Below are 24,024 nucleotides of genomic sequence, written 5' to 3' on the forward strand. Positions count from 1 at the left end.
AGCTCGTGGCTCGGCGTGAATCGTTGAGGGACGCCGCGCTCGCCCGCCTCGAGGCCGCGTCCGTCGCGCCGCGCGCCTTCGGAGCGCGCGGCGAGCGCGAGGCGCTCTCGCGCTGCCACGTGGACCTCGCGGCGCACATCGACGCCCTCGCGGCGGCGCTCCGCGCGGCGGGCGCCCAGCAGCTCTGCGAGTACTGCGCGTTCACCGCGGTGTTCCTCGAGGCGATCGGGGTGCCCCGGCGCGCGCTCGGCGCCGCGCTCGACGCCCTGAGCGAGAGCATCGGCGAGCAGCTCGATCCGGCGCTCGCTTCGGTGGCGCAGGACGCGCTGGCCGCGGGCCGGGAGCGCCTCTGCGCCTCGCCCCTCGTGACGCCGGCCGCGCTGGCAGCCATCCCCGAACCCCCGTGCGCCGCCGGCGAGGCCGGCTCGGCGGCGGAGGCCATCGAGCGCTCGGCGGCGCGCATCGCGCCGATGAGCGTCGCGCTCAGCTTCGTGCGGCGCCCGGCGGACGCGCTCGCCGCCGGCGCGAAGCGCGCCCTCTGCCTCGACGACGCCAGGCGCCACGTCGCGCAGCTCGCCGCGGCGGTCGACCAGGAGTCGCCGGAGCTCTTCAGCGCCTATGCGGAGTGGGCGCAAACGCTGCTGGTGCAGCACGGCCTCGACCCCGCCAAGCTCGTGGGCTACCTCCGCGCGCTCGACGACGTCCTGGCGCTCACCCTGCCGGAGCGCCTCGCCGAGGCGCCGCGGCGGTACCTGGCGGCCGCGCTCGAGCGGCTCACCTCGATGCACGCCGAGAATCCAAGCTTCGTCCGCCCGGAGGCGCCGCTCGGGGCCGTCGCGTGCAGCTACCTCGATGCGCTGCTCGAGCGGGACCGGAGGCGAGCGGTGCGGGCCATCCGGGAGGCGCTCGACGCGGGCGCGCCGATCAAGGACATCTATGCTCACGTGCTGCAGCCGTGCCAGTACGAGCTGGGCCGGCGCTGGCAGCTCGGCCAGATCAGCATCGCCGGGGAGCACTACTGCACGGCGGTCACGCAGATGATCCTGGGCCAGCTCTATCCGCTCGTCGTCAGCGGCGATCGCGCCGGCCGTCGCCTCGTGGCCACCGCCGTGGACGGGAACCTCCACGAGATCGGCGCGCGCTTCGTCGCCGATTTCTTCGAAATGGCGGGGTGGGACACGTTCTATCTCGGGGCCAGCACGCCGGCCGAGCACGTGATCCAGGAGGTCGTGCAGCGGAAGGCCGACGTCCTCGCGGTCTCGGCCGCGCTCAGCGATCAGCTCTCGAGCGTCCGCCAGGTGATCACCGCGGCGCGCGGCGACGACCGGTGCAGGGGCGTCGTCGTCCTGGTCGGCGGCCACCCGTTCCGCGTCGTCGACGACCTCTGGAGGCAGCTCGGGGCCGACGGCTCGGCGCCGAACGCGGAGCGGGCCGTCCGCACGGCGGAGCAGCTCCTCGCGGCGCGGAGCGCATGACCCCGCTCCGCGCCTCACGCGCCGGCCCAGCGGGGGTGCGTTTCGCATAGCGAGCTCCGCGCCGGCCTGCCAAAGACAGATCGCCTCCGCCCCGAGCGAGGGAGAGGCTCGGATTCCGATGATTCCGATGGAACCGCGCAGGGCGCAAAGCGCAGGAGAAAACGAGGGAGCGCCGCTCGTGGCCCCGCCGTCAGGACACGAGCTCAGCGGTCCGGTCGGAGAGCTCGCCGCCGCTTTCCTCATGGCCTCAACCGCGCTCGCGGTCGGCGTGTTCACGCCGGACGGCGCGCCGAGGCTCGCCAACCACGGCATGCGCCGGCTGCTCGGGGGGGCGGGCGAGCCGGGTCGCGCCGAGGCTCGCCTCGTCAGCCCGAGCTTCGCGCAGCTCGCCGCGGCCGAACGCGGCGCCGACGAGCCGATCTACAGCGGCATGCTGCACTTCGGGGACCTCCGGTCGATCGCGCACAGCCTCCGGGGAGAGGTCTGGCGGCTCGGCCACGACCTGCTGCTCCTCGCCGAGTTCGACGTCATCGAGCTCGAGCGCGTCGTCGCCGACGTGTCCGCGCTCAACTCGCGGATCACGAGCCTCCAGCGGCGGCTCGTCGCCGAGCAGAAGGAGCTCGAGCGGTCGCTCGAGCAGCTGCGCGCCACGCAGTCGATGCTCGTCCACTCGGAGAAGATGAACGCGCTCGGCAAGCTCGCCGCCGGCGTGGCCCACGAGATCAACAACCCGCTCGCCTTCGTCCGGAGCAACGTGCACACCCTGGGAGAGTCGCTCGATCGGCTGTTCGCCGCGTACGAGGCGCTCGAGCGGGCCGCCGTGGGCGCGGGCTCGGACGACGTGAAGGGCCTCGCCCAGGCGCTCCGCGCAGAGCTCGATCCCGATTTTCTGCGCGAGGATACGGGGGATCTCGTGAAAGGCACGCTGGGCGGCCTCGCGCGCGTGCAGAAGATCGTCGAGGACCTCAGGATCTTCACGCGGATCGACCGGGCAGAGGAGGAGCGCTGCGATCTGAAGGAGTGCCTGGAGAGCACCCTCGCGATCGCGGGCCCAGCGCTGAAGGACGGCGGCGTCCAGGTGACGGTCGAGTGGGCCGAGCTGCCTAAGCTGCTTTGCAAGCCGGCGGAGCTCAGCCAGGTGTTCCTGAACCTCCTCATCAACGCGGCCCAGGCGGTCGAGTGCCGAGGCCGGGGGAACGGTCGCATCGTGATCCGCGAGCGCGACGAAGAGCGCGGGATCGTCCTGGAGTTCGAGGACAACGGCGCCGGGATGACCCCTGACGTCCTCGGCCGGATCTTCGATCCGTTCTTCACGACCAAGCCTGTCGGCCAGGGCACGGGGCTGGGCCTCACCATCTCGCACAAGATCATCGTCGATCAGCACGGCGGCACGATCGCCGTCCGATCGACCCCCGGGGCGGGCAGCACCTTCACGATCACGCTGCCGAAGGAGCTCGACCGATGACGCGCGCCTCCGGCGAGCGGCGCGCGCTGCTCATCGTCGACGACGAGCGCGAGACCTTGAAGGCGCTCCGCCGCGAGCTCCGGCGCGACTACGATGTCCTCATCGCGGAGAGCGCCGAGCAGGGTCACGCGATCTTGCGCGAGCGGACCATCCCTGTCGTCCTCAGCGACCAGCGGATGCCGGGCACGACGGGCACGGAGTTCTACGCGAGGGTCAAGGCCGAATACCCGGAGACCGTCCGACTCCTCATGACCGCCTATGCGGACACGAGCGCCGCCATCCAGGCCATCAACGAGGGCGGCGTGTACAGGTTCATCTCCAAGCCATGGGATCCGCCGGCGCTCGCCGACGTCGTGAGCGACGCGTTCGCCCAGCACGAGCGCATCAGCAGCTTCCAGCGGCTCCTCTCGAGCCTCAAGACGAGCGCCGACGCGCTCCAGCTCGAGAACCAGCAGCTCGCCGAGGCGACCCAGAAGACCCATGAGCTCATGGGCATCGCCGCGCACGATCTGCGCAATCCGCTCGCGGCGATCCAGTGGTTCACGAAGATGCAGCTGGCCGGCGTCGGCGCGGAGCCCGAGGACACGCGGCGCTACGCCCTGAAGATCCAGGACAACGCCGAGTTCGCGCTGCAGCTGATCGAGAACCTGCTCGACATCACGACGCTGGAGCACGGGCACGGCGCGCTGCGCCTGCAGGAGGCCGACCTGAGAAGCATCGTCCTGGCGGCGGTCTCCCTGAACGAGCACGGCGCCGGCCGGAAGGGGATCGCGGTGGACGTCGACGTGCCCGCGGAGCTCCCGCTCGTCTGCTGCGACGTCGCACGGATCGAGCAGGTCCTGAGCAACCTGCTCAGCAACGCGTTCAAGTTCTCTCATCCGGGCACGACGGTTACGGTGCGCGCGTGGAGGATCGGCCAGGCGGTCGAGGTGATGATCGAGGATCAGGGCCTGGGCATCCGCCCGGACGAGATCAGCGGCCTGTTCGACAAGTTCCGGAGGACGAGCACCCGATCGACAGGCGGCGAGAAGAGCACGGGGCTCGGCCTGTCGATCTGCAAGAACCTCGTCGAGCGCCACGGCGGCACGATCCGCGTGGAAAGCGAGCTCGGCCGGGGAACGCGGGTGTTCTTCACGCTGCCGATGAAGGCTGGGTGCTCCTGCGAGCCGGAGCGCTCCGCGGCGTAGGCTCGCCGCGCGCGCCGTGCCCGAGTTACCAGCTCACGGTGTCGTTGAGCGTGAGCGTGCCGCCGGACGCGGGCGTGCTCATCGTGCGATTGCCGCCGCCCGGGAGGTTCTCCCAGGTCACGCTGCCGTCGGCGTTCTTGCGATAGTACTTGTACTGGAGCGCGCTGCTGGCCGGCACGTTGACGCGGTTCGTCCACACGGGGTAACTGCGCGGATCGACCGGGATGCCGAGATCGGTGTTCCAGTTGCCGAGCGCCGCGGTGTTGCCAGTGACGTACATCTGCTGGCCGACCACCGTGGTCGCGGTGACGTTGACCGCGACGCCGGCCTCGCCGGACGCGGGCGGCACCACACACGCGTTGTAGCGGCCGCAGACCACCGAGGGGATATCGACGATCCTGCCCGCCCGGATCGACGCCACCAGGCTGATGTACTCGCCCATGGCCCAGTTCAGGGGGCTCATGGACCGCGTCGCGGTGCCCGCCGAGACGTTGCCCGGCTTCTGGACGGACCAGCCGGTGACGTCCGTCGTCTCGCTCCACACCTGCTCGGGGATGAAGCCCTGAGGCGTCGAGAACGCCTTCACCGCGGTCAGGAAGGGGCTGCCGTCGGCGCCGACACCCGTGCTGGCGATCTTGAACATGCCGCGCTCGGCCGTGAAGATGGGCCACAGCCGGCCCCGGCCGCCGTTGCCGTCGAAGTTGCCGCCTTCGTTCTTCTCGCCATATCCATCGTAGTTGTAGCGGAACCAGGCGTCGCCCTTGCCGGCGATGGTCCGCTTCAGGATGGCGTCGTACTCGGGCAGCGTCGCGACGATCGAGGGATCGTCGGGCCGCTTCACCCCCATCCGCACGAGCTCGAGGAAGCCGCCGTCGACGATGTAACGCTGGTCGTGCGTGCCGCCGCCATTGCCGATCGTGAAGGTGGCCGCCGCGTCCGGCCCGGACACCGGGTTGTACACCTGCGGTCCGCTGCCGGTGTTGCCCCGCGCGGAGGGGTTGATGCGGATGTAATACCGGCCGTCACCATGGTACCCCGTGGTCGTGAACGTCCAGCGGTCGACGCTCTGCTGCCAGGTGTCGGCGGCGGCCATGTAGCGCGCCGCGCTGGTGGTGTCGCCGTTCGCGCGGGCGATCGTGGCGGCGCAGACGAGGCCCGCGATCTCCGCCGCGATGGTCGACGGCGAGTACCCGGCGTTCTCCTCCCAGCGCTCCTGCTGCGTCCATGGGCCCGTGTTGACGATGTAGTCGGCGGTCCTCTTGATCTTCTTCCACAGCGGGTTGTAGACGGAAGGTCCGAGCCGCCAGGCGAGGATGATCGGCATCGCCTGCTCATCCATCTGCGTGCCTTGCCAGTACTGCCAGCCGCTGACCCAGGCGTTCTGCGGGAAGCGGCCGACGCGGCTGTAGCCCTGCGGGCAGCTCGGCGCGTCGTACTCGGCGACGCCGCAGTCGCTCGACTGCTGCAGGGTGTTGAACAGGTAGTTGACCACCGAGGCCCCGGTCGCGGTGTCGCCGGCCGTCACCAGCGCGCTGGCGAACTTGAACAGATCGCGCGCCCAGACCAGGTGGTAGCCGCCGTTGTTCCCATCGCCGTTGGTCTCGCCCCAGGGCGTTCCCATGCCCGCGATCATGGCGCCGTTCGACTTGTCCTGGATCGCCTTGAGCGACATCGCCGCGAGGTAATACTGGTCGTCGGCGGTGGCGCTCTGGCTGCTGAGCCCGGCGGCGTAGGTCTTCCACCCGTTGTCGTAGGTGGTTTGCAGGGTGCTCAGGCTGCTGCCGAGCGTCGCGTTCGCGGTGGAGGCCGCCTCGGTCTCGGTCGCGCCGAAGCCGAGCACGACGTCGAACGACACGCTGGTGACGGCGCTCGCGCCGAGGTCGATCCAGCCCATCTGCGCCACGTTGCCGCCGCTCGCCAGGTCGTTTCGCCAGGTCATGGTCCTGTCGACGTTCCCGCCGAGGATGTCTGTCCAGCCGTCCGACTCGCCGACGAAGCCGCTCGACACCATCGGCGCGCCGCTCACCACCTTCCACGGGCGCGACGCGGCGAGCGCCGAGGCGCGGCTGTTCTCCGAGGCGACGAGCAGCGTGCGCCCCCCTGCCGCCACGGTCCTCGACGTGTCGCCGGCCCCGGAGTTGTCCATCGCCGGGTTGTGGAGCAGGTAGAGGTCGAACTGGGTGACGTTCCTGCCGCCCAGGGCGTCGAACTGGACGCGCTGGATCAGCGCGTTGCGCCCCGGATCGGAGAAGATCGTCTTGGTGATCCGCCAGTTGTGGGCGCTGTTCGTGGTCGTCGCCTGCCAGCGCATGGACCGCTTGTCCGGCTGGGTCACGGAGAAGCTCTGCTGCTTCTCCTCGTCGACGAACGTCTTTGCCGTGTCCCCCACCAGGAACTGCAGATCGACGGTGTTCACGGTGTCGAGCACCGGATAGAACACCTCGGACACGATGCCACGATGACCGGTGAAGTAGACCCTCGAGGCCGCGGTCGTCGAGGTGCCGAGGAACGACTTCTCAGCAGGTCCCCACACAGAGGGTACCCCGCCTCCCTTGGCGGCAATGCCAGCGCCGATGGCCTTCAGGGCCTCCCCCTTTGGCGGGGCCCTGCCGGCAGTGCCGAACGGGACAGCGGACTCCCCGGCCGTCGCCTCCTCTGCATCTGGTTCGAGCGCGCAGCCCGCGAGCCCGAGCGTCAGGCAAAGAATTGTAGTGCCACAAGAAATGCGCTCCAGCATCACGCCACTCCCTTTCCATCGGGTGGCCGTCGCGTGAAGACCGCTCCACGGCTACCGTAAGTCAGCGACTTGGTTGATGTTTTTACGTGGTGCTAGCGGATCGCGGCCCGGGCCCCCTGCGCTCACTTCGCTCCGGCTCCGCGTGGGACGCCAGCAATGCTGTAGCGTAGCACGCGATCTTCGCGCGCTTGCGCGCGCCGCTATGCCGAGCTCCTGGCGAGGACAGCGACGCTGCGCTTCACGCGCCGTGTCGGCGCGGATCCACGAGCACCGAGGCCATCATCCGCGGGTCGGCGATCGACGCAAACGACGCCGCGCCCATCGCGGGCTCGACGGAGCGCGGCGTCGACCTCGCCGCCGCGAGCTCACGACCTCACGAGCCAACCACCTTGCGCCGCGCCGCCGCGTAGCGCCTGACCAGCTCGTCCGCGATGACGCCGGTCAGGATGACGGCGCCGATGACAGCGAACTCGATCTGGGTCGGGACGCCCAGCATGTTGATGGCGTTGCGCAGCACCTGCATGAGCGCGGTGCCCAGGATGACGCCCAGCACCGCGCCCTCGCCGCCGCGCAGGCTGAAGCCGCCCAGCACGGCCGCGGCGATCGCGTAGAGCTCGTAGAAATTGCCGAAATCGACCGGCTGCGCCGAGTTGACCTCGAGAGCGAACAGCATGCCCCCGAAGCAGGCGAGCACCGAGCAGAGGACATACGCGAGGATCGTCATCCTGTCGGTATCGACCCCGCTGTAGCGGGCCGCCTGCTCGTTGCGGCCCAGCGCCATCAGATAGCGGCCATAGACGGTGCGGTTCAGGAAGATCGACGCCGCCACCGCGATCGCGAGGAACAAGAGGAACGGCATCGGGATGTCGAGCCACGTGATCAGATCGAGCCGCGTCTTCACGCCGGTGAACGGGTGCACCGCGTAGGGGCTGAAGCGCCCCTCGGAAATCCACGACAGGAACGGCACGGGGATCGAGAGCGGGCTGCCGACCGACAGGTAGCGCAGCGACTCGAACCCGACGCCGAACCCCTGCGTCTGATCGCCGGAGATCCCGCGCGCGGTGCCCCGGTAGAGCAAGAGTCCGCAGAGCGTCACGACGAACGGCTGGAGCCGGAGCTTCGTGATGAGCAGCCCGTGCGCGAGCCCGATGCAGAGGGAGATGCCGAGCAGCACGGGCACCGCCAGCGAGGGCGGCCAGTGGTGCACCGAGAGGAGCCACGGCAGCATGCACCCGGCGAGCGCCACGACCGAGCCGATCGACAGGTCGATGCCGCCCGTGATGATCACGAAGCCCGCCCCGATGCTGAGGATGCCGAACAGCGCCGTCCTCCGGATCAGGTTCTCGAGGTTCTCCGCGAGGAGGAACCTCCCGTTCAGGAGCGCGGTGCCGAGCGACACCGCGAGGAGAAGCCAGAAGACGCCGAGCACCTTCCGCCGCGTGCCGTGCGCGAGCGGCGCGGCCGGCGCGGCGCCGCGCGCCCGGAGATCCTGTGTCGTCGTCACAGACATGCTCTCTGGCCTCGATGGCTAGTGGTCACACCGCGTCACGCCGCGTCACGCCGCGTCACGCCGCGGCGTCGCTGCCGGTCGCGAGCTGCATGATCGCCTCCTCGCTCAGCTCGGCGCGGCCGAGCTCGCCGGCGATGCGCCCCTCGTGCATCACCAGCGCACGATCGGACATGCCCATCACCTCTTCCATGTCGCTGGAGACGAACAGGGTGGCCATGCCGCTCGCTGCCAATCGCTCCATCAGCTGGTATATCTCGTGCTTGGCGCCGACGTCAATGCCGCGGGTCGGCTCGTCCAGGAGGAGCACGCGCGGCGACATCGACAGCCACTTTGCGATGACGACCTTCTGCTGATTGCCGCCCGACAGGTGCTGCACCGGCTGCACGTCGCTCGGCGTCCGCACGCCGAGCTCCCGGATCATCTGCGCCGACATCCGGCGCTCGCCCGCGCGGTCGAGGACGCCGTAGCGTTGCGCCCTGCCGAGGCTCGGCAGGCTCACGTTCGCCCGGATCGCCATCTCCAGGATGATGCCCTGTTGCTGGCGGTCCTCCGGGACCAGGCCCATCCCGGCGGCGATGGCGTCTCGCGGGGCGCGCGGCGTGATCGCCCGCCCGGCCACGCGGACGGCGCCCCCGGCCGCCGGCGTGACGCCGAACAGCGTCCGGAGCAGCGACGTGCGCCCCGCGCCGAGGAGCCCCGCCACGCCGACGATCTCCCCGGCGCGCACCGTGAAGGAGACCGCGCGCTCGGGGTGCCTCGGCGTCCGGAGGCCGGAGACCTCGAGCACCGGCTCGCCGGGCGGGTTCGGGACGTGCGGATAGAACTGCGAGAGATCGCGGCCCACCATCAATCTCACGATGCGATCGTGGCTCATCTCCTCGCCGCGCGAGAGCTCGCCCGCGTTCTCGCCGTCGCGCAGCACGAGCACGCGATCGCAGAGCGCCCTCACCTCGCCGAGGCGGTGAGAGATGTACACGACGCTGATCCCGCCCGCGCGGAGCTCCCTCACCACCTGGAAGAGCGCCTCGGCCTCGTGCGGGCACAGGCACGACGTGGGCTCATCCATGATGAGCACCCGCGCGTTCGCGGAGAGCGCCTTCGCGATCTCGACGAGGTGCCGCTGCCCGAGCGACAGGCCGCCGACGACCGCGCGCGGCGAGCACGCGAGGCCGACCCGCGCCATGATCGCCCACGCCTCCCGCTCCATCCTGCCCTCGTCGATGAAGCCGCCCCGCCGCGGCTCCCGGCCGAGATAGATGTTGGCCGCGACATCGAGGTTGTCCGCCAGGTTGAGCTCCTGGTGGATGAGCGCGATCCCGCGGGAGAGCGCCTCCCTGACGGAGCCGAGCGCGACGGGCCGCCCGTCGAAGACCATCTCGCCGGCGTCGGGCGCCTCGACGCCGGCGAGGATCTTCATGAGGGTGCTCTTGCCGGCGCCGTTCTCGCCGACGATGCCGAGCACCTCGCCGCGGCCGAGCGCGAGGTGCACGCCGCTGAGCGCGAGCACGCCGGGGAAGCGCTTGGTCAGGCCGCGCGCCTCGAGCAGCGGCGTCGCGTCCAGTTCGGGCGAGGAGGCTGTCATTCGCGTCGGCGCGTCGAGCGTCGCCGGCCCGGGGCGCGCGCCGCGCGGCGCCGCGCTGCCCGACGCCGGGTTCACTGTTGCTTGGCGGCCTTCTGCTTCAGATCAGCCCAGAACTCGTCCAGGTTGCTCTTGCGGATCTGACGGGCCGGCAGGGAGATGAACTTGTCCTGAGGCACGACGGAGTTATCCCCTCGCACGAGCGCCGCGAGCACGCGCACCGACTCCTTGCCATACATGTACGGATTCTGCACCACGGTGCCGACCACCTCGCCGTCCTGGATCGCGCGCAGCGTCGCGTCCTGCTCGTCGAAGCCGACGACCTTGATCGAGCTCATCTTCCCCGCCTGCTTGACCGCCTCGAGCAGGGCCGGCGTGTGGTACGCGTTCAGGCCGATCAGGCCCACGAGGTCCGGGTGCGCCGACATCATGTCTTCGGCGTTGCTCTTCGCCTTGGCGGCGTCGATCTGGTCGGTCAGGGTCGCGACGATGGTGTATTTCGCCCCCTTGATCTCCTGGTTGAGCGGGTCGCTCCCGGCGCTGCTGTCCGGGCGATCGAGCAGCTCGTCGAGCACGCCCTGGCGGCGCTTGCGGGCGTTGTCCCCCTCGAGCCGCCCGACCAGGATGGCCACCTTGCCGCCGCCGGGGATCGCCTCCTTCACGAGCTGCCCCGCCATCCGGCCAGCGACGTAGTTGTCGATGCCGATGTACACGATGCGCTCGCTCTTCGGAGCGTCCGAGTCCTGCGTGATGAGCTTTGTCTTCGCGGCCGCCTTGTTGAGCAGCGGGACCTGGTTCTCCGCGTCGATCGGGCTGATCGCGATGCCGTCGACGCCGCGGATCAGGAGATCCTCGACCCGATGCATCTGGTCGTTCACGTCGCTCGGCATCACGACGCTCACCTCGGCGTCGTACTCCTTCGCGCCGTCGATGACGCCCTTCTCGGCGATGGTCCAGAAGGGGGCGACGCCGTTCGTGATGTAGGCGAGCTTGGGTTTGCCCCCCGCTGCCGGCGCGCCCGCCGCCGGCGCGCCGCCGTTGTCGCAGCCCAGGGCGGTGAGCCCCGCCGCCACGCAGACCCCGACGATGAACCGACCGATGCTGTTCAACATGCGCTCTCCCCTCCACCCGACAAGAGCCGCCTCGCGCGGCGGATCTGGGCGCCTCGTGCCGACGCACGGCGCACGACGGAGCAGGCACCCCCAGCCAACTGGCCAGCTCATGATGCGCGATCCGCTCCAGACGTGTCTACACGATTCGACGCGGACATCCCTACCGCGCCTCCCGCGCCCCTAGCGCCGTGTGCTCGGCGCGCTCATGCCGCCCGATCGGCCGACGGCGTAGGCGATCCCGCTCTGCAGCGTCCCGCGGATCACGATGCGCGACATGTCGATGTCGAGCCGGAGGAGCGCCTGAGCGACCTCGCCGCGGATGCCCGTCAGCACCGCCTGGACCCCGAGCAGCCGGAGGGCGTTCGCGGCGTTGAGCAAGGCGTTCGCGACGCGTTGATCGACCCCCTTGATCCCCGTGACGTCGATGATGACGGTGCGGGTGCCGCTCCTCGTCGCGCCGTCGAGCAAGGTCGTGAGCACGTCGTGCGCGCGCTCCTCGTCCAGCGTGCCGATGAGCGGCATGACCATGACGTCGCTCGTGATCGGTACGAGCGGGGTCGACAGCTCGGAGATCTTCGCCCGCTGGAATCGGATCACCTCCTCTTGGAGCTCGGCCCGGGCCGCCTCGGCGCGCTCGCGCTCGCCGAGCTCGTGCAACAGGCGCAGGTTGGCGTCCCGGAGCTCGGCGCTCTGCGCGGAGAGGCGCACGTTGGCCAGAGAGAGCTCCTCCGTCCGCTCCTTCACCTCCTGCTCCAGCCGCTCGTTGGCCTCCCGGAGCTCCGCGCTCACGGCCGTGAGGTCCGCGTAGAGCAGCGCGTTCTCGACCGCCACGGCCGCCTGCGAGGACAGGAGCCGCAAGAGCTCGATGCGATCGGCGGTGAACGCGTGCTCCGCGAGGTGGTTCTCCAGGTACAGCACCCCGCTCAGCCGGCCCTGGTGCAGGAGCGGCAAGCCCAGGATCGATTTCGGCCGGCGCGCGCTCACGTGCGGATCGCCGGCGAGGCGCGGGTCGTCCTCCGCGCGGCCGATCACGAGCGCCTCGCGCGAGCGCGTCACGTAATGCACGACCGAGCGGGCCAGATCGAGGCGCGCCTCCAGGGGCATCGAGAGGCCCAGGCTCACCGTATCGGGGCCGACCGCGATCATCGCCTCGACCGTCAGCACCTCGCCGCGCGCGAGGATGAGGAACCCCCGGCTCGCCCCGGCGCTCTTGATCACGCTGCGCAGGACCTGCTCGATCACCTTGTCGAGCACGATCGCGCTCGAGATGGCCTGCGCGGTGCTGAGGACCGTGGCGAGATCGAAGCTCTCCCCCGCGACGAGGCCCTGGAGCGCGGTGCCTGTCGGCGAGAGCGGCAGAGGCTGGCCCAGGGCCGAGGGGTCGGACGGCGCGAGCTCCTCGCGCAGCGCCTTGGCCTTCTCGGTCGCCCCCCAGCGCTCGTACAGGTAAACCGCCCTTCGCAGGAAGATGTGCGCGAACTCGACCCTGCCCTGGGCGAGCCAGAACCTGCCATAAAGCTCGTTGCCGAGCGCCTGGTTGTTGATGTAGTCGGCCTGCCGCGCGGCCTCGATGCCCCGCTCGTAGAGGTCCATCGCCTCGGCCCTCCGCCCCTCGACGCGGGCCTGCTCGGCGAGCAGCAGCAGGTGCTTGTGGAGCACGTTGTCCGGCCCGGCGTCGGCCCAGCGCTTCATCCGCCCGAGGAGCCGCAGCAGGTGCTCCTCGTGCTCTCGCCGCTCCGCGCCCTCGGCGCTCTCCCACGCGGCGATCCGCATGAGGCCCGCGTAGAACGTCGCCTCGGGCACCTTGGCGTGCGTCGGCAAGGCGCCCTCGATCACGGCGAGCTTCGGCATCAGATCGGCAAAGCTCGCCCTGTCGCCGAACAGGTAGGCATTCCGGATCTTGGCGTAGTACAGCCACCCCATGTGGTAGGGCGAGCCGCCGTGCTTCGCCGCGTAGGCCGCCTCGTCGAACCCGTCGTCGTCGAAGCTGAGCCGGCCCCTCGTCAGCCCTTGCAGGCACCGGAGGGGCTGGATCACGCCCGCGAGGAGGATATCGATGATGTCATGGCTGCGGGCGCGCCGCAGGAACGCGAGGTGCGTCTCGGTGAGCTGCGAGAGCTCCGCGAGGTTCATCCCGTAGGTGAGCCGGTCCGAGCCGCTCTGGCTGATCATGTACCCCATGGCCGTCCAGTCGCCGGCCTGGAGCCCGAGGTCGTAGACCCGGTCGTAATAGGGATCTGCCCTCCGCAGCGGCTGCGTCCAGCTGTGCACGTCCGCGGAGAAGATGTGGTAGGTCTTCGCCCGGAGCACGAGGTTGTCGAGCTGGTCTGCGAGCTCGACGGCCATCTTGCCGAACCGATAGGCCGTCTCGTACTCGCCGAGCAGCGGGCCGACCACCATGCCGTACGCGACGTATCCGAACGCGGACATATCGCTGTTTCCGTGTTGCAGCGAGAGCGTCACCATCTTCACGATGGCGAGGTTCGCGAGCGTCTGGTCGCTCGAGTTGTAGGCCCCGAAGAACAGGTTCACGAGCAGCTCCAGCGTCACGGGGTGCTCGGGGTTCGTCGTCCTCGGGGCGTGGGCGAGCTCCTCGATGCTGCGCGCGCCGAGGAGGACGGGCACCGCCTCGAGCTCCCGCTCGAGGAGCGCGGCGACCTCCTCCCGGGCCTCGGGGATCGGACAGCCGAGGAGCCGGAGGCCGGCCTTCTGGGCGAGGGTCGCCTCGTGATTGCGCCACTGGAGCAGGTACTGGTTCGCCTGGACGAGGAGGACGGAGACCTTGTCCATGGCCGTCCGGGCGCGCGCGAGCGCCGCGGCGCAGAGCCGCTCGGCCTCCTCGAAGGCGCCGCACAGCGACTCGACCTCGGCGCGCTCCCTGTGGAGCGCGAGGGCGAGCTCATGATGGTCGTCGAAGCCGCCGTGGGGCAGAAACCCCATGCCCGCGCGGAGATAGCCGGCCGCCGCCTCGTAGGCGGTGGCGGCCTTGGCCCTCCTGCCGGCGGCGAGGTTGAGCTCGGCGGCCGTGGCCTGCTCCGCGGGCGAGGTCACGATGGGCGCCGCGATGTTGAAGTGGTTGACGATGTCGAAGAGCGCCTCGTCCCGAGCCGCGCCCTCGCAGCTGGCGAGCATGAGCCGCCCGATGCGGAGGTGGACCTCCCGCTTGTGATCCTCGCTGATGAGCGAGTACGCCGCCTGCTGGACGCGATCGTGCAGGAAGCGGTAGTTGACGCGCCAGTCGACGCCGGTCTGCGCCTCGTCGTCGGTCGCGTGCGCGAGGCGGTAGTCGGTGTCCACGGGCGCGATCAGGCCCTCTTGCAGGATCTTCCACAGCGCGGCCACGGTCTCGTGCGCGGGCCGCTCGCTGATGACCGCGAGCGTGCGCAGGTCGAACTCGTGCCCGATGCAGGCCGCGAGGCGGAGGACGCGCACGAGCTCGGGCTCGAGCTCCCCGATCTTGCGCGCCATGAAGTCGACGACGTTGTCGGTGACCGTGCGCCGCCGGATGCCGTCGAGATCCCATGTCCAGGCGCCCTTCTCGAAGCGGAGCAGGCCCTCCGTGTGGAGCGAGCCCAGGAACTGCCGCACGAAGAACGGGTTGCTCTGGGTCCGATCGAACACGACGCGGGCGAGCGGCTCGACGTCGGCGCGGGCCGCGGAGAGCGCGTCCGAGAGCAGCGCGATCACGTCGGCGAGGGCGAGCGGGCTCAGCTTGAGCTCGCGGAGCGGCGCGCCTGCCTTCTCGATCTCGCCGAGCGCGACGCGGAGCGGGTGAGCCGCGTAGACCTCGTTGTCGCGGAAGGCGCCGAGGAGGAGCAGGTGGCCGCGCTCCGGATCGGCGGCCAGGACCTGGAGCAGCTTGAGCGAGGCCGGATCGGCCCATTGCAGATCGTCCAGGAAGAGGACGAGGGGGTGCTCGGCGGTCGCGAAGACGCGGACGAACGCCTTGAAGATCGCGTGAAAGCGGCCCTGCGCCTCCGCCGGCGGGAGCTGCTGGACCGGGGGCTGCTGGCCGACGATCCACTCGAGCTCCGGGATGAGGTCGACGAGGAGCTGGCCGCTGCTCCCGAGCGCGCGGGCGAGCGCCGCGCTCCAGCGCGCGAGCTGCTCCGGTCGCTCGGTGAGGATGTGCCGGAGGAGCTCCCGGAAGGCGCGCGCGAGCGAGGCGTACGGCGCCCCGCGGTTCAGCTGCTCGAACTTGCCCGCGGTGAAGTAGCCGCCTCGCTGGGCGATGGCCCTGTGCATCTCGTTCACCAGGGCCGACTTGCCCATGCCCGCGTACCCCGACACGAGCAGGAGCTCGCCCTCCCCCCCGGCGGCGCGCTCGAAGGCGGCGAGCAGCGCGCGCTCCTCCTCGGCGCGGCCGTAGAGCTTCTGCGGGATGCGCAGCGTATCCGGGATGTCGCGCAGGCCGAGCGCGAAGGGCGCCACGGCGCCGGACGTCGAGAGCTGGCGGAGGCACGCGTCGAGGTCGGCGAAGAGCCCGAAGGCGCTCTGGTACCGGTCCTCCGCGTTCTTCTCGAGGAGCTTCATCACGATCCGGGACACCGCGTCGGGCACGCCCGGGACCTGCTCGGGCGGCGGCACCGGCGTCCGCGCGATGTGGCCATGGATGAGATCCAGCGGGTCGCTGCCGGTGAACGGCAGGACGCCGGTGAGCATCTGATAGAGGGTCACGCCGAACGAGTAGAGGTCGGTGCGGCGGTCGATCACGCGGTTCATCCGGCCGGTCTGCTCCGGCGACATGTACGCGAGCGTCCCCTCGAGCGCCTCGGGGCTTATCGCCTGCTGCGTCTCGTGCGGGAGGAGCGTCGCGATGCCGAAGCCGACGAAGTGGACCTCGAGCGTGTCCGGGTCGACGAGGAGGTTGTGCGGCTTGATGTCCTTGTGAATCACCTTGCGGCGGTGGAACTCGTCGAGGACCCGGGCCGCCGAGCGGGCGATCGTCAACGCCGCCTTGAGCTCCAGCCGGCCGGCGCGCAGGAGGTCGTGGAGCGTCGTCCTGCTCGGCCTCTCGAGCACGAGCGCGAGGCCGTTCCTGTGCTTCTCGAGCCCGTAGGCCTTGACGACGCCCTCGACGTCGAGCGCGCAGAGCACGTTGTACTCGTGCCGGAGCGCCGCGAGCTCACGCGCGCTCGGGAACTCGCTCTTCAGGACCTTGAAGACAGCAGGCTTGCGCTCGTCACCCCAGGTTCCTTCGAACACCTCGATGCTCGAGTCGACATAGATCGGCTGGCTCACGGAACACGTCGCGGAGAGCATCTCACCTCGCCGGGGCGCTGGGCGGGCCCGCCGGCGCTGCTGCTCGCATCGAGCAGGCAGGACGGACGGTGTTCTCGCACAAGCGCACCATGGGCGGATTATGTCTAGATCGCTGCCCCCGAGTCACCACCGAAATCGGAACAGTGATTCGTCCACGGTAATATTTTTCAGCATTTGTGCGCTAGATATCCAACTTGGACGGAGTCTGGCGTTCGCGCCCCGTCGCCGAGCGCGGCAGTGCGGCGCTGGCGCGGCGCTCCATGCGATGTGGGCTGGCTCTCGGAGGGCTGGAGGGGGTCGATCACGCGGCGCGCCGGGAGGGCGCGTCACGGGCGCAGGTCACTGCGGCACCTCGACGGTGGGACAGCCGAACTCGACACGGACGCTCTCCGCTCCCATGGACTTCACGTGCTCGCACGTGGCCCCCTTGATCACGATGGTGGGCGGGGTGGTTGAATCGTCGTAATCCCAGCCGTCATCGCCCGGCCTCGGCAGCACCTCGTCGTCGATGAAGACGTTCACCTTCGCGCGGTCCGGCGGCTCGGTCTCCAGCGAGAGCTCGCAGGTCCTCACGAGATCCCTCGTGATGCTGGTCAGCGTATCGCCGAGGCTCGCCGCGTCGACCACCTCGAAATAACGGGGCGAGGTCTCCGACGTGGCCGTGTCGCCCTCGACGGCGAGCTGGTCCAGCACGGCAGCATAGGCCGTCGCGCCGGGGATGCCGACGACGAAGGTCTTGATACCGGCCGCGCGCAGGTCCTTCACCCGCTGCACCGTGCGCGCGTCGTCCAGGCACACGTCCGTCAAGCCCGCGACGCAGCAGTTTGGCACGCCCGAAGGGCAGTCCCCATCCATGTTCGTTGTGCAGGTCGCGGCCTCGCAGGTCATGGCCGGATCCTGGTTGCAGTTGGGGCCGCCGTCGGTCGCCAGGAGGACGTACTTGTCGCCTTCGAGGGCGCCGCCGGCTCCCACGGTGAGGTACCGGAGGGCGCGCGCGAGGGCGTCCGCCGTCGGCGTCGCGCCGCCGGGGTCGGTGCCATCCAGGAGGGTCTTGATGGCGGGGACCGATGTCTCGCCAGGGGCCACTGCCACGCTCAGGTCCTCCCCCGCCTCCATGCCGCAGTGGTCGTCGGAGGGAAAGAGCTGAAGCCCGACGGACATCCTGTCCTGGATCACGTCGAGCGCGGTGCCGAGGGCGCCCTTCATCATCGTCCAGCGGTCGCTCGCTTCCCACGCTTTGGTCATGCTGTCGGAGCGATCGAGCACGATCACGAGGTGAGCCTGCCGCGGCTGAGCTTCGACCTGCTGGCCGCCGCAGTCGCCGCCGCCCTCCCCCCCGCCCGAGCTGGCGCCCGGCCCGGACGCGATGAAGCCGCCTCCGAGGGAGGGCTCCCCGCCCGTTCCACCGGAGTCCGTTCCACCGGCGCCGCCGTTTCCGGAGCTGCCGCTGCCGGAGCCATCGCCGCCCGCGCCCTTTCCGCCATCCGGTTCCGAACATCCCGACGCGAGCGCCCAGCCCAGGCACCAGAGCGATGTCAGAAACAAGGAGCGGGCGTAGATCCCGCGGTTCTTGCCGGTCATATCCATTCTCCTCGACACGAGTGAATCGACACGAGTCAACGCGCCCGCACGCGGCGTCAGCCCGGAGGAATGCGGCAGATGCCGTTGTAACACTGCACGGTTCCGGCGTTGCAGCAGTCGGACGTCGCGCCGCAGAGCTGCCCGTACTCGGCGCATCGCGGCGGGGTGCCGCCCGCCCCGTCCGAGCCACCGCCGCCGCCAGCGCCGCCCGCTCCGCCGGTCGCGCCCGAGCTCCCGGTCGCGCCCGAGCTCCCGGTCGCGCCTGACGGGGAGTCCGTCGTGCACGTGCCGGAAACGGAGCCCGGCTCGTACTCGCACGTCGTTCCGACGCAGCAGTCGCCGTTGTTCGTGCAGGGTCCGCCCGCCGTGACACAGCGGGGCGTCGTCCCTCCGGGCGTGTCGTAACACTGGAGCTTGCCAGTTTCGCTATTCCGCACGCAGGGAGCGCCGTCGCAGCAGTCGTCGGCGGAGGCGCAGTCCTCGCCTGCCTGGCGGCAGGCCGTGAGCGCGTTGCACCGAGGCACGCCGAGGGCGTCGAGGCGGCAGTTGCTGGCGTGGCCCAGGTAGCTGCAGCAGTTGTTGGGAGCGCTGGTGGACGTATCCGCGCAATAGCTGTCCTTGAAGTGACAGACGCCGCCCTGGGGCGTGCAGCCGTTCGGGTTGCGGCAGCGGCCGATCTCCCCGTCCGGATCCCCCGACTTGTCGCAGACGACGTTGCCCGCGCCCGGCAGATCGGCCGTGGGATCGCCGCCGCAGCAGTCCTCGTTGCGCCGGCACAGGGCGCCGTTCACGCGGCAGCCGCTCGGCGGCTGGCAGACGGCGATCCCGGTGGGGCCGTACGGCGCACAGACGCGGCTGCAGCAGAAGCCGCAGCTGTCGCAGACCGCGCCGTCGATGCCGCCGCTGCTGCAGCGGCTCGCCGTCGACGGCTCGGCGCCGCAGTAGCCCGCGGGGTCGGATGCGTTCCGCTTCACGCACACGCCGGTACAGCAGTCGCTGTCGCCCTTGCAGACGTCATTGCGCTGCACACAGAACGAGGAGTAGAGGACGCAGCGGTTGTCTCGCCCGCAGAGCTTGGAGCAACATTGGCTGTCCTCGGTGCACGGGTTGCCGCCCGTCTGGCATGCGGTGGCGCCGTTGACGTCGCTGCACGTCCCGCCGACGCACATGCCGCTGCAGCACGCAGCGCCGCCTGCCGTGCAGTCGGATCCATCGGGGAGGCAGGCGGTCGCGCTGCACCTGCCCGAAGCGCAGTTGAGGGTACAGCACTCCGAGGACTCCTCGCAAGCGGCGCCGGTCCCGAGGCAGACGCTGAGCGGCGAGGCGCAGGTGCTCGTCGCGCTGTCGCAGATGCCGGAACAGCAATCTCCGGAGCGCGCGCACGTGGACCCGTAAGGCTCGCAGGTCGGCACCTCGACCCCCGTGTCAGAGCCGCCCGCGCCGCCGACGCCGTCCGTGCCGCCGACGCCCGTACCGCCAGCGCCCGCACCGCTGGCGAGCGCACCACCCGCGCCGCCCGCACCGCCGGCGCCCGCACCGCCGGCGCCCGCACCGCCGGCGCCCGCACCGCCAACGCCTGTGCCCGCGCCGCCTTCTCCAGAGCCGCCCGTCGCGCCGGCGCCGCCCGTTCCGGTCATCCCGCCGCCGCCAGCGTTGGCCCCTCCGGAGCCACTGGCGGAGGAGCTGCCCCCGGCCGCGCCGCTGGAGGGCCCTGACGATGTGGCGATGCCACCTTCGCCTCCCGAGCCGGTGCCATCGGACGAGCCGCAGGCGCTGGAGAGCCATACCATGCCGACAGCCGCGAAGATTCGAGATACGCGCATAGACTTTCCTCGCTTGATCGCTTGCCGCAACCGACGCAGTCGGAGAAAGGATACATTGGCGCAACTCCAGCTTGTCCGTATGGCTTTTGTTCTAGGGCGTGACCGTCTCCCTCCATTTTTGTCGGAGGTGGTGAGCCTCGTGAGCACTGCGCGCACAGGTGCGCGCAGCGGAGAGCTCGCGCTCGCCTGGCCGTGATGAGCTCTGCCCCGAACGGTCAGCGCGACCGCAATCCACGCTTTGGTGAGGTTAGTCGCCGAGAGCCCTCGTACGAGGGAGCGACCTGTACAGGCCTCGAGAGGAGAGGATATGCAGGCTGATTGGGAGAGGCTCGTTCGTGGGAGCAGCCCGGCGACGGCTGCCCGCTCTACGCCGATGTTCTCGTCCCCTTCCAGAGCGCGTTCCAGAACCGCCCCGTCTTCACGGCGCCTTCCGGGGCGGACTCTCGGGCGCCCTCTGCGGCGGGCTTCTCCTTGTAGGCCTGGCCCTCGAGGAAGGTGATCAGCCGCTCTCGGAGGGGATAGTACATCGGGTCCTCCAGCACCTCCTGACGGTCCCGCGGGTGCGGGAACGGGACCTCCAGGATCTCGCCGACCCGCGCCCCCGGTCCGTTCGTCATCATTGCGATGCGGTCCGACAGGAACAGGGCCTCGTCGACGTCGTGCGTGACCATCAGCGCGGTCTTGTGGTCCTCCGCCCACAGGTTCATGAGCACCTCCTGGAGCTCGAACCGGGTGAGCGAGTCGAGCATGCCGAAGGGCTCGTCGAGGAGGAGCATCTTGGGCGACAGGGCGAAGGCGCGCGCCAGCCCGACCCGCTGCTGCATCCCCGACGACAGCTCGCGCGGCTTCTTGTGCATGGACTCCTCGAGCCCCACGAGCTCGAGGTAGTGGGTCGCGATCTCGATGCAGTCCTTCTTGCTCTTCTGCCGGTGGACCTGCTCGACCCCGAGCAGGACGTTCTCGAGCGCCGTCATCCAGTGCAGGAGGCAGGGCGACTGGAACACGACCCCGCGGTCCGGGCCAGGACCCTGGATCTGCCTGCCCGCGAGGACGATACCGCCGCTCGTGATCTCGGAGAGGCCCGCGACCATCGACAGCACGGTGGACTTCCCGCACCCGGAGTGGCCGATGAGGGACAGGAACTCTCCCTTCCTCAGGTTCAGGTCGAAGTTCCGGAGGACGACCGAGGGGCCCTTCGGCGTGGGAAAGGTCTTCGTGATATTCCAGATCTCGAGGTACTTCTTCATGCGACCGCCTCCACGCTCTGCGCTTCACCGGGCGCGCTCTCGCCCGCCCTGGGCCCGGCGCCCGGGCCGAGCAGGTAGCCGATCACCGCGCCGCGGATCTCCTTGAAGCGCGGGTCGTGGTTGAGGGCCTTGCGATCCCGAGGGCGCTCGAGATCGACGGTGATCCCGGGCCCCAGCGTGGCGCGAGGGCCCTTGCTGAGCGGCAGGATCCGGTCGGCGAGGAGGATGCCCTCGTCGACGTCATTGGTGATGAGGAGCACGGTCTTCCGGGTGGCGCGCCAGATCCGCGCGAGCTCGTCCTGGAGCGTCGCGCGCGTGAGCGCGTCCAGCGCGCCGAACGGCTCGTCCATCAGGAGGACCTCCGGATCCATGGCGAGCGCCCGCGCCACCGAGACCCGCTGGCGCATGCCGCCGGAGAGCTGCGCCGGCTTCTTCTCGCGGGCCTCGGTGAGCTTCACCATGGCGATGTAGCGCTCGGTATGTTCCCGCTTCTTCTCTGTGGACCACGCGCCGAAGATCTGGTCGACGGCCAGGTAGACGTTCTCGTAGACGGTGAGCCAGGGCAGGAGTGAATAGTTCTGGAAGATGACGCCGCGGTCGGGGCCCGGCCCCTCGATCGCCTTCCCGTTCAGCTTGACCTCCCCGGTGTCCGGCCTGAGGAGCCCGGCGATGAGGGACATGAGCGTCGTCTTGCCAGCGCCCGAATAGCCGACCACGGCGACGAACTCGCCCTTCTCGATCTCCAGGTGGATGTCCCTGAGCACCTCGGTGCGGGTGTCCCCGCCGCCATAGCTCTTCCCGACGTTGCAGAGCTCGACCAGCGGCATGGACGTCACGCTCCCGCCAGCTTGAGCCGGCGCTCGACGAGGCTCATCAGGGCGTCCAGGAGGAAGCCGACGACCCCGATGGTGATGATGCACAGGATGATGTGCTCGTAGATGAGGCTGTTGTACTCCTGCCAGAGGAAGCCGCCGACCCCGGGCGAGCCGGTCAGCATCTCCACGGCGACGATGACCAGCCAGGCGATTCCGAGGCTGAGCCGGAAGCCCGTGAACATGTAGGGCAGCGCCGCGGGGAGCTGCACCTTGAACAGCGTCTTCATGCGCGACAGCCGGAGCACCCGGGCGACGTTCATGTAGTCCTGCGGGATCGATCGCACCCCGAGCGCGGTGTTCAGGACCGTCGGCCACATCGAGCACATCGCGATGGTGAAGACGCCGGCGGGGTCGGGCTTCTGGAAGAGCACGAGGCCGAGCGGGAGCCACGCGAGCGGCGAGACCGGGCGGAGGATCTGGATGATGGGATCGAAGCTCGACCTGAACAGCCTCGACGCGCCCAGGAAGAACCCGATCGGCGTCCCGAGGAGGATCGCCAGCGTGTAGCCCTTGGCGACCCGCTGGAGCGAGTACCAGGTGAAGCGGAGGATGCCCTGATCGAGCTCTCCCCGCTTCTCGAACGGCTCGAAGATATAAGGCCTGCTCACCTCCCATGTCTTGAGCGGAGAGGGCAGCGCCTGGGTCCACAGGCTGCTCGCGGCGGCCCATAGCCCGATCACGCAGGCCACCCCGAAGAGGGGCAGGATCATGTGGTCGACTCGAATCCTCGGAGAGATCGCCTTCGCCTCGCTCATGCAACACTCCTCTGCCGCTTCCGCTTCCGCCGCCGCGCCTCCCGCCGGCGCGGCGATGGCGATGCGGGTTCATCCCTTCAGGGCATGGACCGGGAACGACCTCGCGTACTTCTCCGGGTCCTTCGGATCGAACGTCACGCCGTCGAACAGCGTCTCCGGCGCGTCGCTCCGGCCGCCGTGGGCGACCCCGAGCTCCTTCATCGCCTCCTCGTAGAGATCGGGGCGCATGACCTGCTTGACGACGCCCTCGTAGTCCGGCTTCCCCTCGACCATGCCCCACCGGCGGAACTGGCTGAGCCACCAGAGAGCGTACTTGGGCTGCGGGTAGTTGCAGCCCCGCTCGCTGAAGATCATGTAGTCCTTGTCCTCTTTCTTGCGCCCGTCGCCGTAGTCGTAGTGCCCCTGCAGCCGGCCGAGGATGAGCTCCGGCGGGCAGTTGATGTACGTGGGCCTCGACACGATGTCCGCCTGCTCGGGGCGGTTGTCGAGCTTGTCCAGCCAGACGCTCGCCTCGTGGAGCGCCTTGATCACCGCCTTCACCGTCTTCGGGTTCTTGTCGGCGAACTCCGCGGTGAACGCGCACACCTTCTCGGGGTGGTCCCTCCAGAGCTCCTGCGTGGTGACGGCCGTGTAGCCGATCTGGTCGGAGATCGCCCTGGCGCCCCACGGCTCGCCGACGCAGAAGCCGTCCATCTTGCCCACCTTCATGTTGGCGACCATCTGGGCGGGCGGGATGGTCACGAGCGCGACGTCCTTGTCCGGGTGGACGCCGCCCGCGCCCAGGTAATAGCGGGTCCACATGGCGTGCGTTCCAGGCGGGAACGTCATCGCGAAGGTCATGGGCGCCCCCTTCTCCTTCGCCTCCTCGATGAACGGCTTGAGCGCCTTGGGATCCCCGGCCACCTTTCCCCGGAGGTCGCTCTTCATCGTGATCGCCTGGCCGTTGCGGTTGAGCAGCCACGGGATGACCATGGGCTTCTTCGGCGATCCGAGGAGCCCCATCGTCGAGGCGAGCGGCATCCCGAAGAGCATGTGCGTCGCCTGGAGATCCCCGTTCGTGAGCGAGTCGCGGATCGCCGCCCAGCTCGCGCCCTTCACGATGGTCGCGTTGATGCCGTACTTCTTGAAGAACCCCTTCTCGTGGGCGATCACGAGAGGAGAGCAATCGGTCAGCGCGATGATGCCGAAGCGCAGGTCGGACACCTCCGGCCTGGCGGCGTCCGGTACGAGAGGCGCGGCGTTCGCCTCGGGCTTCGCCGACGCTTCGGACCGCGATTCGCAAGCAGGGAGGAGGGCGGCTCCCCCGAGCGCGAGCGCTCCGCCGAGGAAACGCCGGCGGCCCGGGGGCGCGGCGCTCGGGGCCTCACGCGAAGATTCTCGTCTCTTCATTCCAAAGATCCTTTGCCTGGATGGCCT

14 protein-coding genes are annotated in these 24,024 nt (G+C 69.8%); 3 read left to right on the forward strand and 11 right to left on the reverse strand.

What is annotated here, in order from left to right; all coding sequences use genetic code 11:
* The first annotated feature begins 5 nt into the window (after nt 1-5).
* The 3 genes from WMF19_RS23060 (at nt 6) to WMF19_RS23070 (ending at nt 4,127) form a co-directional block, all read left to right on the forward strand.
* Entirely contained in the window at nt 6-1,475 is a 1,470-nt protein-coding gene (locus tag WMF19_RS23060) for a cobalamin B12-binding domain-containing protein (RefSeq protein ID WP_437901042.1), read from the forward strand.
* Between the two features lie 241 nt (nt 1,476-1,716).
* On the forward strand, nt 1,717-2,940 hold the full coding sequence (locus WMF19_RS23065) for a sensor histidine kinase (RefSeq protein WP_437901043.1): 1,224 nt from the start codon (nt 1,717-1,719) through the stop codon (nt 2,938-2,940).
* Nucleotides 2,937-4,127, forward strand: coding sequence for an ATP-binding protein (locus WMF19_RS23070; RefSeq protein ID WP_437901044.1), 1,191 nt, complete (start codon nt 2,937-2,939; stop codon nt 4,125-4,127). Before WMF19_RS23065 ends, WMF19_RS23070 begins: the two co-directional genes overlap by 4 nt.
* 25 nt (nt 4,128-4,152) lie before the next feature.
* Here WMF19_RS23070 and WMF19_RS23075 read toward each other — a convergent pair whose 3' ends face one another.
* From WMF19_RS23075 to WMF19_RS23125, 11 genes are all read right to left on the reverse strand, one after another.
* On the reverse strand, nt 4,153-6,825 hold the full coding sequence (locus WMF19_RS23075) for a glycoside hydrolase family 15 protein (protein WP_437901661.1): 2,673 nt from the start codon (nt 6,823-6,825) through the stop codon (nt 4,153-4,155).
* 412 nt (nt 6,826-7,237) lie between these two features.
* Complete coding sequence (locus tag WMF19_RS23080; protein WP_437901045.1) at nt 7,238-8,374, reverse strand: ABC transporter permease; 1,137 nt, start codon at nt 8,372-8,374, stop codon at nt 7,238-7,240.
* 55 nt (nt 8,375-8,429) lie between these two features.
* Nucleotides 8,430-9,956, reverse strand: a complete 1,527-nt coding sequence (locus tag WMF19_RS23085; RefSeq protein WP_437901046.1) for a sugar ABC transporter ATP-binding protein — start codon at nt 9,954-9,956, stop codon at nt 8,430-8,432.
* Between the two features lie 71 nt (nt 9,957-10,027).
* Complete coding sequence (locus WMF19_RS23090) at nt 10,028-11,065, reverse strand: sugar-binding protein (RefSeq protein WP_437901047.1); 1,038 nt, start codon at nt 11,063-11,065, stop codon at nt 10,028-10,030.
* Between the two features lie 180 nt (nt 11,066-11,245).
* A complete protein-coding gene (locus tag WMF19_RS23095; protein WP_437901048.1) occupies nt 11,246-16,306 on the reverse strand; it encodes an AAA family ATPase in 5,061 nt (1,686 codons plus the stop codon).
* Between the two features lie 360 nt (nt 16,307-16,666).
* On the reverse strand, nt 16,667-17,908 hold the full coding sequence (locus tag WMF19_RS23100) for a vWA domain-containing protein (protein WP_437901049.1): 1,242 nt from the start codon (nt 17,906-17,908) through the stop codon (nt 16,667-16,669).
* 56 nt (nt 17,909-17,964) lie between these two features.
* On the reverse strand, nt 17,965-19,731 hold the full coding sequence (locus WMF19_RS23105) for a hypothetical protein (RefSeq protein WP_437901050.1): 1,767 nt from the start codon (nt 19,729-19,731) through the stop codon (nt 17,965-17,967).
* Between the two features lie 365 nt (nt 19,732-20,096).
* Nucleotides 20,097-20,978, reverse strand: a complete 882-nt coding sequence (locus WMF19_RS23110) for an ABC transporter ATP-binding protein (protein ID WP_437901051.1) — start codon at nt 20,976-20,978, stop codon at nt 20,097-20,099.
* The gene (locus WMF19_RS23115) at nt 20,975-21,805 is read right to left on the reverse strand and encodes an ABC transporter ATP-binding protein (RefSeq protein WP_437901662.1); all 831 of its coding nucleotides are present in this window, start codon (nt 21,803-21,805) and stop codon (nt 20,975-20,977) included. Before WMF19_RS23115 ends, WMF19_RS23110 begins: the two co-directional genes overlap by 4 nt.
* A 5-nt stretch (nt 21,806-21,810) precedes the next feature.
* Complete coding sequence (gene ntrB / locus WMF19_RS23120) at nt 21,811-22,608, reverse strand: nitrate ABC transporter permease (RefSeq protein WP_437554691.1); 798 nt, start codon at nt 22,606-22,608, stop codon at nt 21,811-21,813.
* 69 nt (nt 22,609-22,677) lie between these two features.
* A complete protein-coding gene (locus WMF19_RS23125) occupies nt 22,678-23,997 on the reverse strand; it encodes a CmpA/NrtA family ABC transporter substrate-binding protein (protein WP_437901052.1) in 1,320 nt (439 codons plus the stop codon).
* Between the last annotated feature and the right edge of the window lie 27 nt (nt 23,998-24,024).

It is taken from the genome of Sorangium sp. So ce124 (genome assembly GCF_051525235.1).
Taxonomy (GTDB): domain Bacteria; phylum Myxococcota_A; class Polyangia; order Polyangiales; family Polyangiaceae; genus Sorangium; species Sorangium atrum.

Coding starts and splice junctions, on each gene's coding strand:
- WMF19_RS23110 (WP_437901051.1), bottom strand. CDS start 20,978: ATGAAGAAGTACCTCGAGATCTGGAATATCACGAAGACCTTTCCCACG.
- WMF19_RS23070 (WP_437901044.1), top strand. CDS start 2,937: ATGACGCGCGCCTCCGGCGAGCGGCGCGCGCTGCTCATCGTCGACGAC.
- WMF19_RS23090 (WP_437901047.1), bottom strand. CDS start 11,065: ATGTTGAACAGCATCGGTCGGTTCATCGTCGGGGTCTGCGTGGCGGCG.
- WMF19_RS23115 (WP_437901662.1), bottom strand. CDS start 21,805: ATGCCGCTGGTCGAGCTCTGCAACGTCGGGAAGAGCTATGGCGGCGGG.
- WMF19_RS23105 (WP_437901050.1), bottom strand. CDS start 19,731: ATGCGCGTATCTCGAATCTTCGCGGCTGTCGGCATGGTATGGCTCTCC.
- WMF19_RS23065 (WP_437901043.1), top strand. CDS start 1,717: ATGGCCTCAACCGCGCTCGCGGTCGGCGTGTTCACGCCGGACGGCGCG.
- WMF19_RS23125 (WP_437901052.1), bottom strand. CDS start 23,997: ATGAAGAGACGAGAATCTTCGCGTGAGGCCCCGAGCGCCGCGCCCCCG.
- WMF19_RS23100 (WP_437901049.1), bottom strand. CDS start 17,908: ATGACCGGCAAGAACCGCGGGATCTACGCCCGCTCCTTGTTTCTGACA.
- WMF19_RS23080 (WP_437901045.1), bottom strand. CDS start 8,374: ATGTCTGTGACGACGACACAGGATCTCCGGGCGCGCGGCGCCGCGCCG.
- ntrB (WP_437554691.1), bottom strand. CDS start 22,608: ATGAGCGAGGCGAAGGCGATCTCTCCGAGGATTCGAGTCGACCACATG.
- WMF19_RS23085 (WP_437901046.1), bottom strand. CDS start 9,956: ATGACAGCCTCCTCGCCCGAACTGGACGCGACGCCGCTGCTCGAGGCG.